The sequence below is a fragment of the Streptomyces sp. NPDC006510 genome (assembly GCF_040611955.1).
GTDB lineage: Bacteria > Actinomycetota > Actinomycetes > Streptomycetales > Streptomycetaceae > Streptomyces.
On the sequence record NZ_JBEXPH010000009.1, the window covers coordinates 43120 to 61110 of the forward strand.

At 68.2% G+C, this 17991-nt stretch carries 17 protein-coding genes and 1 pseudogene; 6 read left to right on the forward strand and 12 right to left on the reverse strand.

Annotated elements, in window-relative coordinates:
• Position 1 precedes the first annotated feature (1 nt).
• On the forward strand, positions 2-1771 hold the full coding sequence (locus ABZY11_RS04970; RefSeq protein ID WP_356477779.1) for a hypothetical protein: 1770 nt from the start codon (positions 2-4) through the stop codon (positions 1769-1771).
• 41 nt (positions 1772-1812) lie between these two features.
• Positions 1813-2178, forward strand: coding sequence for a hypothetical protein (locus ABZY11_RS04975; RefSeq protein WP_326742902.1), 366 nt, complete (start codon positions 1813-1815; stop codon positions 2176-2178).
• 117 nt (positions 2179-2295) lie between these two features.
• Here ABZY11_RS04975 and ABZY11_RS04980 read toward each other — a convergent pair whose 3' ends face one another.
• Positions 2296-3504: an IS701 family transposase gene (locus ABZY11_RS04980; RefSeq protein WP_356477780.1), complete on the reverse strand. Its 1209-nt coding sequence runs from the start codon at positions 3502-3504 to the stop codon at positions 2296-2298.
• Between the two features lie 116 nt (positions 3505-3620).
• Here ABZY11_RS04980 and ABZY11_RS04985 point away from each other — a divergent pair, with 116 nt between their 5' ends.
• Both ABZY11_RS04985 and ABZY11_RS04990 read left to right on the forward strand, forming a co-directional pair.
• A complete protein-coding gene (locus tag ABZY11_RS04985; protein ID WP_356477781.1) occupies positions 3621-8003 on the forward strand; it encodes a hypothetical protein in 4383 nt (1460 codons plus the stop codon).
• Positions 8004-8332: 329 nt separating this feature from the next.
• Complete coding sequence (locus ABZY11_RS04990) at positions 8333-8767, forward strand: hypothetical protein (protein WP_326742897.1); 435 nt, start codon at positions 8333-8335, stop codon at positions 8765-8767.
• A 4-nt stretch (positions 8768-8771) separates the two neighbouring features.
• On the opposite strand, the pseudogene ABZY11_RS04995 reads toward ABZY11_RS04990, so the two are convergent.
• A pseudogene (locus ABZY11_RS04995) lies at positions 8772-9704 on the reverse strand (IS5 family transposase).
• A gap of 190 nt (positions 9705-9894) precedes the next feature.
• Between ABZY11_RS04995 and ABZY11_RS05000 the strand changes: the two are divergent.
• Entirely contained in the window at positions 9895-10278 is a 384-nt protein-coding gene (locus ABZY11_RS05000) for an HU family DNA-binding protein (RefSeq protein WP_356477782.1), read from the forward strand.
• Positions 10279-10475: 197 nt separating this feature from the next.
• Here ABZY11_RS05000 and ABZY11_RS05005 read toward each other — a convergent pair whose 3' ends face one another.
• The 8 genes from ABZY11_RS05005 to ABZY11_RS05040 all read right to left on the reverse strand — a co-directional run bounded on the left by ABZY11_RS05005 (position 10476) and on the right by ABZY11_RS05040 (position 15139).
• A complete protein-coding gene (locus tag ABZY11_RS05005) occupies positions 10476-10757 on the reverse strand; it encodes a hypothetical protein (protein ID WP_356477783.1) in 282 nt (93 codons plus the stop codon).
• Positions 10758-11112: 355 nt separating this feature from the next.
• On the reverse strand, positions 11113-11313 hold the full coding sequence (locus tag ABZY11_RS05010; RefSeq protein ID WP_326742894.1) for a hypothetical protein: 201 nt from the start codon (positions 11311-11313) through the stop codon (positions 11113-11115).
• A gap of 232 nt (positions 11314-11545) precedes the next feature.
• Complete coding sequence (locus tag ABZY11_RS05015) at positions 11546-12127, reverse strand: hypothetical protein (RefSeq protein ID WP_326742893.1); 582 nt, start codon at positions 12125-12127, stop codon at positions 11546-11548.
• 224 nt (positions 12128-12351) lie between these two features.
• Entirely contained in the window at positions 12352-12924 is a 573-nt protein-coding gene (locus ABZY11_RS05020; RefSeq protein ID WP_326742892.1) for a hypothetical protein, read from the reverse strand.
• A gap of 99 nt (positions 12925-13023) precedes the next feature.
• Positions 13024-13146, reverse strand: coding sequence for a hypothetical protein (locus tag ABZY11_RS05025; RefSeq protein ID WP_326742891.1), 123 nt, complete (start codon positions 13144-13146; stop codon positions 13024-13026).
• Entirely contained in the window at positions 13139-13849 is a 711-nt protein-coding gene (locus ABZY11_RS05030) for a hypothetical protein (RefSeq protein WP_326742890.1), read from the reverse strand. Before ABZY11_RS05030 ends, ABZY11_RS05025 begins: the two co-directional genes overlap by 8 nt.
• Positions 13846-14889: a hypothetical protein gene (locus tag ABZY11_RS05035; RefSeq protein WP_326742889.1), complete on the reverse strand. Its 1044-nt coding sequence runs from the start codon at positions 14887-14889 to the stop codon at positions 13846-13848. The genes ABZY11_RS05030 and ABZY11_RS05035 overlap by 4 nt, the downstream gene beginning before the upstream one ends.
• Before the next feature lie 121 nt (positions 14890-15010).
• The gene (locus ABZY11_RS05040) at positions 15011-15139 is read right to left on the reverse strand and encodes a hypothetical protein (RefSeq protein WP_356477784.1); all 129 of its coding nucleotides are present in this window, start codon (positions 15137-15139) and stop codon (positions 15011-15013) included.
• A gap of 13 nt (positions 15140-15152) precedes the next feature.
• Between ABZY11_RS05040 and ABZY11_RS05045 the strand changes: the two genes are divergently transcribed.
• Positions 15153-15515 carry a hypothetical protein gene (locus ABZY11_RS05045; protein WP_356477785.1) on the forward strand — a complete coding sequence of 121 codons (363 nt, stop codon included), beginning with the start codon at positions 15153-15155 and terminating at the stop codon, positions 15513-15515.
• A gap of 70 nt (positions 15516-15585) precedes the next feature.
• Here the strand turns inward: ABZY11_RS05045 and ABZY11_RS05050 are convergent, their stop codons facing one another.
• Together ABZY11_RS05050 and ABZY11_RS05055 are read right to left on the reverse strand one after the other, a co-directional pair.
• Positions 15586-16521, reverse strand: coding sequence for a hypothetical protein (locus tag ABZY11_RS05050; protein WP_356477786.1), 936 nt, complete (start codon positions 16519-16521; stop codon positions 15586-15588).
• A 455-nt stretch (positions 16522-16976) separates the two neighbouring features.
• Complete coding sequence (locus ABZY11_RS05055) at positions 16977-17987, reverse strand: hypothetical protein (protein ID WP_356477787.1); 1011 nt, start codon at positions 17985-17987, stop codon at positions 16977-16979.
• Positions 17988-17991 lie beyond the last annotated feature (4 nt).

Here is a 17991-nt window from a genome sequence, read left to right on the forward strand (position 1 = left end):
GGTGGCACAGCGCAAGGACCTGGAGAAAGAGCCCGCGGACCGTCGGCGCACGACCAAGGCGCTGCCGGTCGGCAGCAACAGCACTAGCCAGGCCGACTCGCACTCCGGGACGAGCGGCGACTGGCAGCGGGCCGGTAAGCCGCAGGGCAGCGTCTACGCCTCCTGGGACGCGCGCTCGGACGAGCCGTTCGACGCCGAGGTGACCGACGAGGCGAGAGCGGAGAATGCAGACGGCTCGCGCGCCTGGCGCGAGCGCCTCCGGGAACGCACCCGCGGGTTCTTCGGCGAGAAGACCCGGGAGCGGATGGCCGACCGCGAGCGCGTGCGCTGGATCGACGTCGATCGGGCCGAGGACGAGAGCGATGATCTGGATCAGCGCGAGCAGTTGCTCAAGCTCCGGGCAGAGACGAGGCTCGCCGGCGAGAAGTACATGGCCTCGCTGCGCGACTCGAAGCTGCTGGTGCCCGGCTTCAATGATGAGGAGCGCGACGAGCAGCTCAGCGCCATGCAGCACGTCTACATGCAGATGATGATGCAGTCGTGCCTCAAACCGCTCTCGCGTGGAGTGAACACCAACTCGGTCATCCAGGCCGCCGGCATGATGATGGCGATGCGGATGCTCTCCCCGGACTTCAAGAAGGAGATGGGCAGCTACCTCCAGCCGCTCAAGGACAAGATCCAGGAGCGCATCGACACCAGGGCCCGCGCAATGGTCTCTTCCGCCGAGGGCAGCATCGCGCACCGGCAGAAGCTGTTCGGGGACATGAAGAGCGACGCCCGGCGCGAGCGGCTCGTCGGCAGCACCGATCCCCGTGACCACCTGACGAAGAAGTGGCGCAAGCGCTTCGACGCCATGCAGCACCGCGAGCGCGGCCACCGGGAGATGTTCACCCCGGACTCGGCGGCCATGACCGAGGTCGCCCTCATGGAGAACGCCTTCTGGAAGATGCGCGAGCCTGGTGCGGACGTCGGCCAGATCCGTGACAGCTACCGGGCAATGCGCAAGCGGCTGCACGACCAGATGGGCGAGGACGGCCTGGAGCGTCAGGAGGTCGTCCAGCGCGCGCGGTTGATCATCGGGGAGCGGATGGAGTACGAGCCCGAGCTGCGCACGATGTTCAACGGCGTGGCACACGGCCGGATCGTCAAGGCTCCCGCACACGAGAAGGAGGTCAAAGGAACGAACCGTGTCCGCAGGGTCTGGAGCGGGGAGTTCGACGACCAGTTGGGCCATCGCCTCCCCGGGGACGCTATGTTCACGCTGCGCCGGCCCATGGACGGGGACGTTCACCAGGTCCAACTCGCCGAGACGATGAGGACCTCGATGCTTGATGCGCTGGCCTGTGGCGACCAGAAGGGCTACGGGGTCAACGTGTTGGGCTATCTGGTCGGCTTCGCGGCGAAGAGACAGGGCCTGGACACCAGCGGTCTGCCCGGCATGCTCCAGCACCGCCTGGACCAGTCCGAGGTGATGATCGCAAGCATGGACATCGACGGCCTTGCTCCCGAGGAGCAGCAGCGGGTCTACTCCAACGCCTACGTCGATGCGATGGAGGCGGTGAACGAGGAGTATCCGGACCTCGTGCACGAGCTGAAGCGGAGCCTCGGGGAGAACTGGAAGCAGACATTGCAGACTGCGGTCGACGACCCGCGCACCTTCTTCGAGGAGCAGCGTTCTAGGTCCCGTTCACACCGCACGGGCCCGTCGCCCGAGCAGGAGGCCGGCCCGCAGAACGACGGCCCGAACACCGAGGCCTACCAGCTGACCTGAACGCGGTTCGACATCACGGCCAAGGAGCAGGAGGAAGAGCCATGAGCCGGGAACAGCACGAGGAGCAGCAGACGCGGTACGGATCGCACTTCGCGCGAATGTTCGGCTATGTCACAGCGGAGGACCGGAGCCGATGGGAGCAGACCCGAGCACAGAACCAGAAGCACATCAACGCGGCGGTGGAGGCCACGAAGTCGTCGCTGGGTTCGATGCTGGATTTCGGGGAGCGCATCGTCGGCGCGAAGCTCGACGCGGCCCACCGCGTGGCGGCGCAGCAGGGGTTCGAGGAGTCCCACGACAAGATCGTGAGTGAGCATCGCGACCCGAGAACGCGATCGATCACGGAGACGGTCGACTACGAGCCCAAGGACGACCGGGAGGAGATCGAGCCGGATCTGGAGCTCTAGTAGGGCTTTGTTAGGTGGTGTCGTAGGTCTGCCATGGGGTGGGTTGGTGGCAGGTGGGGCAGGTCCCGGCCCAGGTGGCCAACAGGTGCTGGAGGAGGGCCAGGGCCTGGTAGAGGGTCAGGCCCTGGCAGGGGCTTTTGGGCGGGACCTCTGTTCGGTCAGGAAGAGGTGGGCGGCGGTGACGAGGGTGACGTGGCGGTGCCAGCCGGTGAACGAGCGGCCCTCGAAGTGGTCGAGTCCGAGTGTCGTCTTCAGCTCCCGGTAGTCGTGTTCGATGCGCCACCGTAGTTTCGCGAGGCGGACCAGATCCCGGGCGGGGATGTCGGCGGGCAGGTTGGAGATCCAGTACTTGACCGGCTCGTTCTCTCCTTCGGGCCACTGGGCGATCAGCCACCGCGGTGGAATGACACCGTTCGGGGCGGGTTTGGGGCGGCGGCCGGCGAGGCGGACCCGCAGGAACACGAAGCGGGCAGACATGGCGGCTTTCGAGCCCTTGCGCCAGGTGACCGCAACTGTCCTGTCGCGTCCCGCGGCCAGGACGTGCTCGCGCAGGCTGACCGGGCGGGTGCGGTAGCGGGGCAACGGTCTGGGCCCGAGCCCGCCATAAGGCGGTTCGTAGGGCTCGGCGGTCTCGGCATGGGCCGTCATCTCGCCCTTGACCTGCAGCGCGTAGGCCAGCCCGCGGTCCTCCAGGCCGTGGCGGAAGTCAGCGTTCGCCCCGTAACCGGTGTCCGCGACCAGCACCGCCGGCCGTAGTCCGAGCGCGGCCAGTTCATCGAGCATGTCCAGTGTCAGCTGCCACTTCGGCCGGTGATGCTCATCTTCGGGGATCCGACAGCGGGCCCGCCGGTCCGCAGCCTCCGGTCGGTCCCAGCTGCCGGGCAGGAACAACCGCCAGGACAACGGGCACGACGCGGTGTCGGACGCGGCATGGACGCTGACCCCTATCTGGCAGTTCCCGACCTTGCCCAGAGTGCCGGAGTACTGCCTGGCCACCCCCGGTGAGGACTTCCCGTCCTTCGGGAACCCCGTATCGTCCACCACCCACACCTGCGGCCGGACCACCACCACCGCCCGGCGGGCCAACCTGGCGCGAACCGCATCGACCAGCCAGGTCGACGAGGTCATGAACTGCTGCAACTGCTGATGGTCCACACCGAGGCGTCCGGCCATCGGCTGCATCGACTTCCGACGCCCATCCAGCAGCAGTCCCCGCAGATACAGCCCGCCTTTCACCCGCTGATCAGCACGCGCCAGCGGCGCGAACACCTCCCCAGCGAACTCCTCCAACCGACCCCGACACGAAACGAGTTCATCCACCCTCATACCAGCAGGAAACCACCAGAGCGACCACTTGCCCAGACACCTAACAAAGCCCTACTAGGAGCTGTCCGGCCGATCAGGCTGCATGTGAGGGTGCTGGCGTGGGTCGGTGACGCTGAATGGCGCTCCTGGCACGGAGGTTGACCCGTCCCGGCTACCCGACTAAGGCCCTCACCGAACGGGGAGTCAATGGTGAGCGGGCGCTGGCCAACCTTCGCACCGCCGCGCAGATGCTTCAGGAGCCCGAGCGCTGGCCCAGGCCGTTCGAGACCATCCAGGCGTCCTACCGATCCGCTCTGGATGCGCTCCTCAAGGAAGCCCGAGAGAACTTCGAGGGTCTGAACGATGCCCAGAAGCAGGTCAACAACGAGGTCGCGAGCCTCCTCAAGCAGGCCGGGAAGAAGACCCCGCTGGGCAAGTTGCTCACCGCTCTCGACGCCGCCGACGCGCCGGATGCACTGGAGCCGAAGGCCAGCCTGGGAACGGAAGTCGAGCGGCTGATTCGCATCCCCAAGGGCCGCCTGCCGGTTCATCCCGACCCCCGGCCGGAGTACGAAGTGGTCCGCGCGCTCCTTGACCTGGCTCAGGAGCTGACGACGCTACCCGCCAGTGGGGATGACCAGCGGGCAGTCGTCGAGACCCTGCGCCGCGTGCGGCAGGCCCGCCAGGAGGAGCGGCCGAAGAGGCGGCCCGACCGAACGGCCTCGACGGCCTGCGGGGGCTACATCCCCCGAAACCGATCGCCACGCTGGCCGGCGCGCCGGTACCGTGCCGCTGTGACCATCTTCGAGGCTGACCGGATCAGGCCATCGGCGGACGACGTAGCGCTGCTGGCGGAAGGTTCCCTGTTCGCCTTGCGGCTGCAGGACTTCGGGCCCAAACAGGAAGGCGCGGTCGCGCTGGGCCTGCTGCGCGACATCTGCGCCATGCTGTGCGAGCCGGACGGCCGCGAAGAGCCGTACGTCACCGCGCAGGCGATGTGCCGGGTTGCGATCGAGCGCCTGATGGAGATCGGCGGGAACAACTACCAGGGGCTGAAGGCAGCCCAGGCTGAGGTCTCCAAGTCCCTGGGTACGGTCTTCAACACGGACAGCTCGCGCAAGGCCGTGACTCCGGTGGACGGCCTGATCGAGGCCCTGGACTACCTGCCGGCGTTTCCCCAAGGGGTGGACGCGGACAGTGCTCTCGGGAAGGCCATTGTCAAGCTGCTCCGCTCCCGGACCGCGGCTACGGAGGCCGAGCACCCGCCGATCTCGGCGCTCGGCGCGACCCAGAAGGTGCTGGACGCCGTCGACGGGCTCGGGGCCACGGTGCCCCAGACGTTGACTGCCGGACACCCTCTGACGGTCGCGCTGCGCGAGCTCCACAAGATCCGGTCGGACGAGGAGTTCGGCCGTCAGGCGGTGCTCGACCGGCGGCTCGAAGCGGTCGGTGCGGCCTACGCGCGGCTGTGCGAGATGGAGGAGCAGCAGGGCGCCTACCGGATCATGCAGCTGACCACGGTGGTCCACGACGAAACCGGCCAGCGGCCGGGCAAGGCAGAGAAGGCGGCATTCAAGCTCTGGACGGAGCAGTACAGCATCGGGTCCGGGGTCGTACACCCTGGTCGCGAGGCGAACGCGGTGACGGCGGTCGCGATGCTGCACGACTGCCTGGCCCTGATCCAGGAGCTCGTCGCCACGGTCGTCGACCAGGCTCCCGAGTGGGTGGCTCTCGGCGCGGTCACTTCCCCGACTCCCGAGCAGATCCAGAAGGTCAACAACCTGCACAACCCCGCTGCCGCCCCCTACCTGTTCACGCGGTTCACCGGCTGGGAGTGGCTGGAGAAACTGGACGCTGTCCGGCTTCTACCGGAGGAGGGCCGGTGGCCGGCCAGGCCCTACTTCGAGCGTCTCGCCGATGAGAGTCCCGCCCGCCTGGTGGAGTGGCTGAACAAGGACAAGCACCTGGAGATGATCTGGCGGTCCGGCCGCGGAGCCACCGCCGAGCTCGTCCTGCTGTGCCGGCACCTCGGCGGCCACGGCGCGGCCCTGGTCACCGGCGCGCTGAAGAAGCACTCCGTCGACGGTGTACGGACCATGGCGGTCTACTGGGCACAGGAGACCCTGCCGGCACACCGGGACGCCGCGTGGGTGGAGGCGGCAGTCAAGGCATTGTCCGTCGGGTCGGACGGCTCCGCGGCCGACTCCTGGAACATCCGTACCGTGCTGGCCCAGTTACTGGAGACCGGCCGAACGAGTGGCCCGCAGCTGGCCCGGCGGGTCCGCACCGGACTCGCGGCCGTGCTGGCCTCACACCTCGCGGTCGAAGGCGTCCGGGGCCAGTTGCAGATCAGCGACGACCTGCGTGCGCCGAGCCTGGCCGGGGACCGGGCGCTGACGGGGGCCCGGCTCGCGGCGGCGGCCTGCATCGAGTTCGCTCGCATCGAGCTCAGCGAGGTCGGCACCAACCTGGCCGCACGGACCGGTGCCTGGACGTCCAAGACCTTGGGCGGCTGGGAGCGGGAGCGGCTGATCGCAGTCCACCTGGTGGACGCCGCCGAGATCGCGCCGACGGACGTCTCGTGGTGGAAGGCCGCCTTTGCGGTGCTCGCCCGCCTGAGCGCCATGACCTACCTCACCCCGGACGTCGGCCGGTTCGTCCAGGTGGCCATCGGCACCTGCGAACCGGCGGACCAGGCCGACCTCGAGGCGGCCCTGACCGAAGGCTTCGGCCCGGTACCCGGCCCGGAGGCACTGCGGGCCGCCCGCGCCGAGCTGGCCGACGACGACGCCCGTCTCGCCCGCACGCTCGCCTCCGTGCTCAGCGGCACGGAAGCGCTGGCCGAACTCCTCGGCGAGGACGCGGCCGACATGCCGGAGCTGGAGTGGGAGTCCGCTCTCCAGCCCGTCTGGCGGACCGTCTACTGCCTCTCGGAGGTGGCGCCCGCATCGGTGCTGGCACCCTGGCGCCCGGTGCTGGACCTGCTGGCCGAGTTCACCGGGCCGCCCCCGGTACTCACCGAGCCGCTGATCAAGATCGGGCCGTACCCCGACCACGGCGAAAGCACGGTGGCGGACTTCGTCACCCGGTGCAAGGAGCGCGGTGTCCTTGTGGGCGCCGCCGAGCTCTCGGCACGCACTTCCTCGCAGGGGGACTACTACAAGCGCACGGACCTGCGGATGCTGGAGGCCGCCATCCACGCGGACCCCGCGGCCTGGGCGGCCGACATCTCGGCCGTCGCGGCCACCCTCAGCTCGTTCGACCTGCGCACGGTCTACCTGCAGACCCTACGCACCGACCAGCAGCAGGCGGGCCTCGCCGAAGACGACGGACGACTGCTCACCAACGCCTGCACCGCCGCCTGGGACCTGAAGAACCAGCTCGAAGCAGGTGACGGCAGCGCCGACCCGGACATCGACGAACGGGCCCGCTGGATCGTGGCCCAGCTGCTGCGCCAAGTCTGGGCACTCGGAGCCGACCCCGGCGTAGACGAGGCCGCGGCCGTTACCTGGCTGCTGGCCGCCGTCCGCGCCTGGACCGCGCCCGCCTCGGTCCCGGACAGCCCCTACGTCACCGCGAGCGCCACCTCCGGCGGCCTCGCCCTGGTCGCCTTCCTCCAGTGGGCCGTGCGCCGCGCGGCCGACACCGGCCGCCTGCCCGCCGAAGCCATAACCCAACTGACCGAGCTCGTCACCGACGGCCGCGATGACCGCGCCCTGGCCGCCATCGGCGCGGCCCTCACCCCGCTGCGCCACTACGCCCTGCCCTGGTACACCGACCACCAGGCCACCCTGCTCGACCTCGCCGCGCCGTCCGCCCCGATTCACACTTGGCTGCGCTCGCTGCACCGCCTCGGCGCCGACGAGTTCGCGGTGCTCGGCGACCTCGACCCCGGCCTGGTCATGAACTACCTGCGCGCCGGTGCACCCGAGGAGGTGTTCGACCGGTTCGCCGCCACCCTGCTCCACTCCCCTGGCACCTTCGACTCCGACTTCCTCGCCACGTTGATCACCGGTGACGGCGGCCCGGCGGCCGTCTCGACGCTCCTCGGCGACATCGCCCGGGCACTGCCCCTCGAAGACGTCGCCGGTCTCCTCTCTCTGCACCAGCGCGCCTTCCAGCTTTGGGACCAGGCCCTGGACCTCGTCGATGGAGACCCCGCCCTCGCACCTGCCCTCGTAGGTATCGGCCACTTCGCCTTCACCGAAGGAACCGACCAGCGCCAGTGGCTGACCCGGACCCTGCGCACCGTCGCCGCCACCCCAGACATCAAGTACCCCGACCGGGTCGCGCAGCGAGCCGCCCGCAGTGCCCAGAACCCGGATGCCCTACGGATCCTGACCACGCTGGTGGCCGGCACCGGCGGAAGCCAAGGCCAGATGGACTACCGGGCCCACGCCGTGATCCGAGCCGCGCAGGACGCCGTCGACACCTCCGAACCCGGGACCGAGGGCCGGGCCGACCTCGGACAGGCCCTTGGCCGCTACGCCAACGACGTGGAACGCACCACGGCCTGGTAGTGACCACCACCTGCGGCGGGCACCGACCGACAGCCCACCGCAGGGCACCAGGCGTCGCAGCCCTACCGCTGGCAGCGCTGCCGCACCTGGGTCCGCTCGCCCGTCCCGCTCGGCGGCATGAAACAGCCCCCGTACACCTCAGCGAGACTCAGCAACATGGTGGTAGCGGGCGCGGTCGCAGTCCTCGGCCAGCACGGTGACGCGGGGGCTGGTCAGGATGGGGCTGTGGAACTGGTGGCCGCCGTGGTGAGGTTGGCCTCGGCGAGGAACCCGGCAGCTAGGACTTTGTCCGGCCGATCATGATGTGGGCGGTCGGGCATGATGCCCGGGTGAGCATCATCGTGAAGTTCTTCGTGGCGCCGGACGACACGTCAGCGGCTCTGACCCTCCAAACCGGGCCGGGACGGACATTCGAGTCGCTCTCCTTCGGTAACTTCGATCCCGAAGAGGCAGTGATCGAGTGGGAATGCCTTCTGGCCGGCGGCAGCTTCGAGGAACTCGTCGATGCCGGTGAGCCTCGCATCGTCGCGGGCCAGGACAACGACGGGTGCGTCGTCTTCGCGATCTCACCTCGCCTGTCCACTGCACTCGGGGACGCCGGGCACTCCAGGTTGCGGGACATCGCCGCCTCATGGGCTCAGCTGCGCGCGGAGGATGGCGAGGCCATCGACACGGAGATCGCCGAGGCGGTCGTGCGTGAGCTGGCTGGTCTCGTCAGCAGCGCCCGGCGCCAGGATCACGGCGTCTACTGCTGGGTCGCGTAGGAGTTCATGTTCGGAGCCAGAGGGCGACAGCCGCCGCGGTGGCGGTGCGGAGGAAGACGTAGCCGCGTTTGTCGTAGCGAGTGGCGACCGCCCGGGACTGCTTCAGGCGGTTGATCGCCCCGCTCAACGGTGTTGCGCTTCTTGTAGCGGTCCTCATCGAAGCCGGGCGGCCGTCCACCGCGTGCGCCCTTGCGCAGGCGGGCCGCCTGGCTGTCGGATTTCTCCGGGATGGTGTGTCGGATTCCCCGCCGTCGCAGGTAGTCGCGGATGGGGCCGTTGCTGTAAGCCCTGTCGGCCGCGAGGCTGTCCGGCTTCTTGCGTGGCCGTCCCAGGCCAGGTCTGGGCACTCGGATCTTCTCAAGGACCGACTTGAACTGGGTGCAGTCTGCCCGCTGACCTGGAGTGATGATGAGGGACAGAGGGCGGCAACGGCCGTCCGCGCTCAGGTGGAGCTTGCTGGTGAACCCGCCCCGCGAGCGACCCAGGCCCTCACCTCCAGCACCACCTCCACCAGGCGGGCAACGAGACTCTGCCACGGCGTCTCGTCCTGGTGTTCCATCCCTGCGGCCCCCTTTGATCCCGGGGCCGGAGGCGGGTCGGTGCGGGCGCCGGCCGCGTGCTGATGGGCGCGGACGATGGTGGAGTCCACCGAGATGTCCCAGTCGATCTCGCCAGCGGCGTCGGCCGCGGCCTGGACCTGCTCGAGCAGACGTTCCCAGGTTCCGTCGGCCGACCACAGGCGATGGCGTTCGTAGACGGTCTTCCACGGCCCGAACCGTTCCGGAAGGTCACGCCACTGCACCCCGGTCCGAACCCTGTGCAGAATCCCGTCCATCGCCTGCCGGTGATCCCGCCACCGGCCACAACGCCCGTTACTGACCGGCAGAAACGGCCGCAGCCGCTCCCACTCGGCATCACTCAGATCAGCCCACCCCATGTCCACATCAACGACCCGGTGATAAAGCGGTCACGTGATCGGCCGGACGAGTCCCAGTCGAATGAGCTATAACAAGAGCATCAAATGGATGCCACATAGATCGGTACTCCTTCTTGAGTCACATCAACTTCCGATAGACTGGTATTCAAGTGAGATTGCAGCATGAAGGACGATAGGACAGGGCGTGGGTATGGAGACGACGACGAATCCGCGTGTCAGCAAGCGCAGGTTCATCTCTCGGGTCGCGACTCGCAGCGGGCTGCCGGTCCGAGTCGTGAACAACGTGTACGAGTCACTGCTCGGTGAACTCACGGGTGCGGTCAGCTGCGGAGAGACGGTCGTGCTCACGGGTTTCGGCCGCTTCTACCGACAGGCTCACAAAGGTCACAAGGTGCGCTTCGGCAAAAGCGACGTCGACGACTACGTGGTGCTGAAGTTCTCCGCTTCGAGCAGCTTCAACCGCCGGCTCGAGGCTGACGAGGACGGGACGTCCCGGCCGGAGACCTACGGAATGGTCGAGGATACGGACGGCTTCGAGGACATCGTTGAGAGCGAACTGCGGGACGCGTCGTAGGCGGCGCGAAACGGGCGGGTGAAAAAAGAGAACCCTGGTGATGCACATGCATCACCAGGGTTCCTCTATGGCGAGAATGGGGGCGTCTGCCTGGCAGCTTCCTCGGTCCGCAGGTAACACGGAGTCTGGTAGCCGCAGCCGCCGTCGGCCGTGGGACAGCGCCGGGTCCAGTGGGCGCTATTCCCTGGGCGCTGGAGTCAGTGTTCCTCGGGGTTCTCGTCGGCCGGCGGCCGGTTGGGCGGGTTGAAGTTCTCCCCGAAGGCGGGCATCTGGTAGGTCTCTTCGAGGGCCATTCGCTGCCTGCGTTCGCTGGCTGCGTGGGTGACGGCGCCAGCGATGCAAACGGCTTCGGCGGCGACGAGGGTGGTCATCGGTGAGGCGACGTGGCCGGTCAGGACGAGCCAGATGCCGTTGATGGCGGCGGCTGTGACACCGCCAAGCAGTGCGCTGTGCAGCATGACAATGGCGAGCGGGCGCATTGGTTCTCCAATCGATTGAGTGGACGTGAGTCGGGGCGGCTGGGCGGTCAGGTGGCGGACTGCTCGTCGAGGACGTGGATGGTCGGGCACGGGTACGGGGCCGGGGTGTCGGTGCTGCCGTTGCCGTACCCGGAGCAGTTGACGCCGATCGTGCGGCCGTTGTGGTCGACGGGGGCGTGGCGGCCTCGGCCTGCTCGGCACGGTGTTCGGCTGCGTGGGCCTGATCTCGCTCGTCGGCGGCAAGCTGCGCTGCGACGACGGGCCACTGGCCCAGCTCGGTGGTCCCGGCGGCCCTTCGATCGAGTCCGGCGGGGAGGATGCTGCCGCGTCGGGGGCGGTCGACGAGGTGAAGCAGCTACTCACGAGTAGTCATCAGATCTTCCACCACCCGTCGAAGCCGGGAGGGAACGCCGGGCAGTTGGCGTTTCTGCGCGCCCCAGTAGCTCTCGCCGACCCAGCGGCCTTCGCAGTTGCCGCCGTAACGGCCGTCCAGGTCCGCCGACAGAGCCTTCCGGGTGTCGTCGAGGTTCAGACGCTCCGGCAGGTAGTGGCTCAACAGCTTCAGTGTTCCGAGGCACATCCGGGTAACACCCCCCGGCGGAGACAAAGTGCGTTGATCGAACCGCGGAAGGCAATGCGGTCGCCGCGCTCGTGCTGGTTGCCGGGCTATGGCGTGCGCAATGTCATCGGGCCCAGCCCACGTGTGCGGTGTGGGGATGTCATAACAGAACTCGGCCTGGCAAGACTCGCACTGGGCGTAGCAAACGATCACGGGCCTGGCTTCTCGGTCACTTCGGGGTGGTGTCGAGCGCGTTGAGCACCCGCGCCCCGGTCTCAACGAGCAGTCCCTGGGCGGCTGTCCGGATCTGCTCCACGGCGGTGTGGTGCCTGTGGGCCCGGTACTCGGTCGGAGTCATGCCGAGTGCGGCGGCACGGTCGGCGGTCGTGTTCCTGAGTCCCTTCGGTTCCTGCCCGGTGCCAAGGATCTGCCGGGCGAACGCGAGGGCGTGCTGGTCGGTCTGCTTGGCCACCCAGGCCTCTCGCTCGTCGGCGTCGTGCTGCTCGGACCAGACGAGAGCAGCGGCCGCTACGAGCGCGTTGTAGGACTTCGCGGCTGCATCCAGCCACTCGGCGCCGGCGAGGCCGGTCGCGGGCCCGAGGAGTGCGAGGTAGGAGTTCACGCGCTCCAGTCGGGCGGCGTGGGTCTTGATGAGTACGGACGGCTGCTCTGGGTCGTCGAGGACGACGGGGTCCCGGATGCCGAGGATGTGGCCAGTGGACCAGCGGGTGCGGCCCTCGTGGATGGCGGCAGTGGCCCGGTCGCGCAGCAAGCTCGCGGCCTGGCGGAATTCGTGGGCGGGTGTGGTCAACGTGATCCTCCAGATGCTGGGGCGCCGCGCAGGTGGCGGCACCCCAGCGATGGTCAGTGCTGCGTCTGTTCGCGGTAGGCGGTGGTACGGGTCTGGTACTTGTCGTTCCGGCGGACACGGGTGCCGCTGTGACTGGTGCAGAGCTGACCGACGGGGGGACTTGCACGCAGGCCAGTTGACGGCGAGGGCGGCGGAGAGGATGGCTCGATGGGCGAATCCGCGGGCTACTCCTCGGGCAGCGGGTCGAGCAGAGCGGCACGCTGGTCGAGCATGCGGGCGATGTCACGCATGCCGGTGCAGACGGCGCGGTGGCTGCGGTCACCGGCCCCGCGCATCTCCTCGCCACGCTGGGTGGCGTGCTTGTGGGCGGCGGCTGCCAGTTCGCGGGTGTGGGCGGCAAGCAGCACGCGGGCGGCGGCCTCGGCAGTGGCGGTAGTGTGCCCCTCCACATCGAGCAGGGCGTCACGGAGGGCGGCCACCATGTCGCCGTTGTTGAAGGCGATGTTGTCGCGCTGTTCGGTGGCGGCCTGCCTGATGGCGTGGGTCTCAGCCGACGGCGGCGTGACGAGGGGCAGATCGGGCACGCCGGTATCGACGAACTCGCGGCTGGGGTGGATGTAGTCGGCTGCCCACGTCGACCAACCGCGGGCCTTCCCCAGCGTGGTGATCTGGTCAGCTGCCTTGGCAAGCACCGAGGCAGCGTAGGCGGTGACTTGCTCACCGACCAGCAGCGCGGTCCCGGCGTCGACCTCGGGGGCGGTCTGTTGTTGAGCGGTGATAGGCGGCGTGTCGGTCATGAGGTGTTCCTGTCTCGTGTGGAGTCGGGCAAGGGGGAACGACGCGGGGTGCTCGCGCGCGGCCGGCGCCGCATCCAGACATCGGGCGGTTGGTGGATGTCAGTCGATGGGCTGAACGGTGACGAAGAACCGTCCATCGGTCGTCTCGATGCCGCGCTCTCCCTCGCCTGCGACACTGAGGTCCGCGTCGAACAGCTCATCGAGCGAGGTGAGTTCAGGCATCAGTCGGCTCCTCTCGACTGGTAGCGGGCCCCGGCAGCGCCGGGGCATCGAGTGACGAGCTTTCGATGGAAGGTGCAGCACCTGTCAGCCGGACGACCTCCAGGGCGTGGGCCTCGATGTCGGCGCGGACCTGGGCGACGACCTGCTCGCCGGCCTCCACGAGCGAGTCGACGGTGAACTGGGCATTACTGCCCGCGCCGGCGACGGAGCGCTCCAAAGCGTTGAGGGCTTCCTTGGTGGCCCTCACTCCCTTCTTCTCGTGGATCGCCTCGTGCAGCACCGCGGTGGCGGCCCTGACTTCGGCATACATCCGATCGGTGACCTCGCGAACCTCCCGCAGGCTCTCGGCGGTGCGGGGCTGATGCGGGATCTCGGGTACGAAGACGTCGTGCTCGGTACGCCGGATGGTCACCGGCACGCCGCTGCCGAGTCCCATGGAGGACACGAGCGAGCCCCACTGAGCGAGGCTCATCTCGATTTCCACGAGTTCTTGGCCCGGATGGACCCAGTCGTGATTGAGGTCGCGCTTGCGTATGGCCTTGCAAACGGAGAGCGAGATGGTCTCGTTGTGGAGCAGGTCGGACTGGAACAGCGAACGACCGCCTCCGCTCCGTCGCTGCACGACCGCGACACCGAAGGCGGGATGGATCTCATCGCCGTGCTCCGGGTCAATCTCCGGAATCTGGACCGGACGGCGGCTCACGACTGCACCGTCTCGGCGCTGCGGGCCCGCAGCATGGTGATGGCGGCGATCCCTGCTTGAACGTCATCAAAGCGGGCCTTCATCATCGCTCGCTCCTCCTCGGTGTAGTGGTGCCGTGCGTCGATCGCTCCGAGTTCGCGGGCAATGCCGCGTTCGGCGAACTCGACGACCGCACTGATCTGCTCAGCCGTGGGATTACCCTGCTCCGTGATCCCGGTCTTCTCGGCCTCGTGCTCGCGATAGAGCCGTACGGCCAGGTCAATGCCGTAGCAGGTGAACAGGTAGTGATTGTCGTAGTCGCGCAAGTCCCACTCCCAGTAGGCGTCCGTTCCGAAGACCGCGCAGGCTTCGCGGTCGTCACGCAGCCACTCGCGCACTTCGTGCTCGGACTCGGCGTGCAGCCGGCCTTCGACCAGGAGCAAGGCCCGGCGCTCAGCGGGCGAGATCTCGGGGATCGGGCATCCGAAGTACTCAAGTCCGTCGGAGTCGTCGGCGTCAATCTCAAGTCCGCCGTAACGTAAGCCGCTTCGTTCCCGGACGTCGGCGAGGTAAACGGCGTAGGGGATGTTGTGCCGTCGACAGACGCGCTGCGCGACCTCAATGATCTTCTCGTACTCTGCCTGCGCCTCCAGGCCCAGCTCCTCATCCTCATTGAGGGCGACCTCGGCGTGCTGCAAGAAGATGTCGCTGTCGTACTTCCTCATCTCGTACGCCCGTCCGCCGCAGATCTTCTCGGCCCAGTAGCGGAAGTCGATGTACGGCGCGCCATCGGAGTAGTAGCCGTGGTCCCTCTTCGTGATGTCGAAGAAGTCGAGCATGTCCAGCTCGCGGCTGAACATGTAGCCGTCGGCGATGTCGCCGGAGGTGGCCAGGTGCCCCGGCCAGGTGGTGATGTCCCAGGACCACGTGCGCGTGCCGGGCTTCTGGATCCGCAAATGGCGGTAGAGACCCTCGTCGTGGAGAACTACGAGCTGGTGCTCGGCGGTCTCGCTCAGAAAGTCCGAGTAGGTCTGGGCGTAGGGGTTGGTCGGTTTGGTCATAGCGGGTGTGCTGCGCTTTCTCTGAGGTGCGCGGAGGTGTTGTGGCTATGGCGGCGAGCACGACGGCGTGACAATGCAGGGGTCGCCGTCTGACGAAGACCCCCGCATGTCGTACGGAGGGTCAGCTGAGCAGCACACTCGACTTCCTCTGGACCTGGAGCATCGCAAGGACGGCCTTGGCCAGTTCCTTCACAGGCGTGTCGAGCGGGATCTCGCTCTCGTACCCGTGGCCCCAGGAGAAGTTCTCCAACTTTGCGGTGTCGGTGAGCGTGATCGCCTCGATGGGATACGAGCCGTCCGGGAGCCAGGCGTTCACGGCGGCGCTGTGCCACCGGGAGCGGCAGTGGCCCAACAGCGGCAACCCGCACCTGTTCATCAACCTGGCGACGGCCGGGCGCCTGACGCCCGTGACCGGCAAGTGGATCAACACCGTACTCGGCATCCCGGCTCAGGCCCTGCGCGAAGACCGCATCCTCGACGAAGCGCACGCCAGCGACGGGGATGCCCGTCGGCTTGCAGATCTCTTCGGCCTTACGGTCAATGCCGCTCAGCGCTACACGGCCACAGTCGACCATGTCAGCTTTGCCGAACACCAACGACGACACGGACAGTCCTCCGACTCGTGAGTCCACCGTTTACCTCGCGCTTTCGAGTGCGTGCCCCGGGCCGACCGGCAGCTGGCCCAGGGCTGCGGGCTCAGCTGGTCTTCTTCGGCTTCGGGACGCGGCAGGCGCCAGGACCTTCACAGCAGGCGGCCTCGCCGGGGTTGTCCCACTGGCAGGTCGGGCAGCGCCAGAGAACGTCGGCCGCGAACGCCGCCTCGCGGATTGCCTGCTCCTGGAGGTCATCGGCGGCATCGAGCAGCTTGATCAGCAGATCCCGCTTGGGAGTGCCCTCTGCACTATCGTCCAGCACCACGGCGTCTTCGACCTCCACGCGCAGCGGCACAGTGCCGTCGGGACGGACCAGCCGGTCTTCCGCGGAGTCGAGGTGCACGGAGACCCTGACGGCGCCGGCATCGTGGTCGAGGTAGACGAACACCAGGACGCCATCGACATCGACGCACGGGAGGTCGTTGTAGTCGGTCTGCGGATGAAAGGCGGCATCCCGATTCGCCTGCTCGCTCGCGTCCTCATCAGGGAAGCGATAGTCGAGCGGCACGATGCGGGTCCGCCCGCGCTTGGCGATGTCCTGGGCGTAGAGGTTGTATCCCTCGTCCGGGCGGCCGTTGCGCTCGGAGCCGTAGTAGAGCCGCACAGTCTCGCGGTCGTCCGTGGGCGGCTGGTCGGGGACGCCTTCCTCGCCAACGAGGTTGTCCCAGACCCCGCGGATGTATTCGGCGAGATCGGCCAGCGCGGAGTCCTCGTCCACATGGAGCGTCATCTCATTCTCGTGGCGATCCCAGCGGCGCAGCACCCAGGCCTTGCCCGCCGGGCGCGGGCTGATGAAGGTCACCACTTCGGGGAAGGAAGGCTGCTGGTCAGCGTGCTCAGCGAGCATGGCATCGCGTGCGCGGTTGAGGGTGTCCTGCTGGCGCTCGGAAAGATCGCTGGGGTCGATCTCCTCCCACAGCTCCACAGCTGTCTTCACGAGGCACTCGATGTCCAGCGGGTTGAAGCGTGCAGCAATCACAGGGTTCTCCTTGAACGTAGGGGATGTGGCTCAGGTCCAGCACTGACGATCGCCCCTGCTCATCGCGAGAAGAGCGGCGTGATCGTCAGGGTTCTGGGGCGGGCTGGGCCGGTGGGTGAAGGGGCTACAGGCGCCTGAGTGCGCGCCACCCAACTTGCAGTCGAACGGGATCGGCCGCTTACGGCCCCTGCGGCAGACGCGGGGCCTCATGACGTGCTCCAGGGGGCCAACCTGGGATTTGTGAACCCGACGTTCTAGGCTGGCCGTTACACACCTCAGCACGCGGGTTCCGGCGGATCAGCGCTTCAGAAATCGCGAACTGACGGGGGATTAACATCGGACAGGCGCGCACTCTGTATGCGAGACATTCCGGGTGCATTTCGGGCTCGCCCGGAGGCTGAACTGGCGGCGGATCACGGCTAGCGGGGTGTCGGCCGGGGTGATGTCGCTGGTCATCAGCCCTCGCCCGCCTCGGTGTTCGGTCCGGCCGCGGTGTTGTGGGCGTGCTTGGTTTCGGCGATGACCCGGTAGGTGCCGCAAGCCTTCTCGACGGCGGCGAGCGCCTCGGTGGGGGTGGCGCCGGGTGTGGCGGCGGCGTGTTCCAGTTCGGCCAGGAACTCGGCGAGGTCTTCGGCGTCCATGAGCGCGGCCCACGGCAGCGCGGGCGGGTACGTGGTGCGTTCGACGAGGCCCCCGGCGGCCTTGCGTACCTCGGCGACCCACTCCGGTACGGGGAGCGGCTGCTCCCACCGGCCGGCTTGCTCTTCGGCCCGCGCGCATTGGTCGAGGACGGTGTCGATGCAGCGGGAGAGGTAGGCCATTTCCTCGGCGATCGTCGGCTTCTTGCCAACGTACTTCGCGCGCTCGGCCTCCAGCTCGGCGACGCGGGCGCGCAGCTGCTCGGCAGTCCGGGTCACCGTCCGCGTCTGGTTCTCCGCGGGGAGGCGCGCCTGCCCAGCTGCCTCGACTTCGCGGGTCAGCCGCTGGTTCGTCTTGAAGACGGCGTTGCGCTGGTCCCGGAACGTGTCCCGGTCCTTGTGGATGTGCTCCAGCTCGGCGGCCTGCCTCTTCGCCGCGGTCTCGGCGTCGTGCTCGGGTGTGAACACGCGGAGGCCGTGCTTCACCGCGGTCTTGCACGGCCATCCCGTGACCCAGCCGTCGCCCCAGCAGACCGCGCACACCCACATCTTCGGGGTGCTGGACTCCATGAACGCCGGGACATGGAAGCGCGGCGGGAGCGCGGCGAGTTCTTCCTCGGACAGGCCGGTGATCAGTTCGTACCCGGGGGCGTCCGGTGCGGGGAGCAGGGTGGCGCGCTGTGCGCACTCGTCGTGCTCGACTTGGCGGCCGGCCGTGACACGGTCGCGGCAGCTGCCGCATGCGCCGGCGTCGGCGTCCTGGCCGCGTGCGGCTGTGTCCTGGGCACGTGCGGCGGCCCAGAAGCCGTCTTCGAGCTGCTCGGTCATCGTG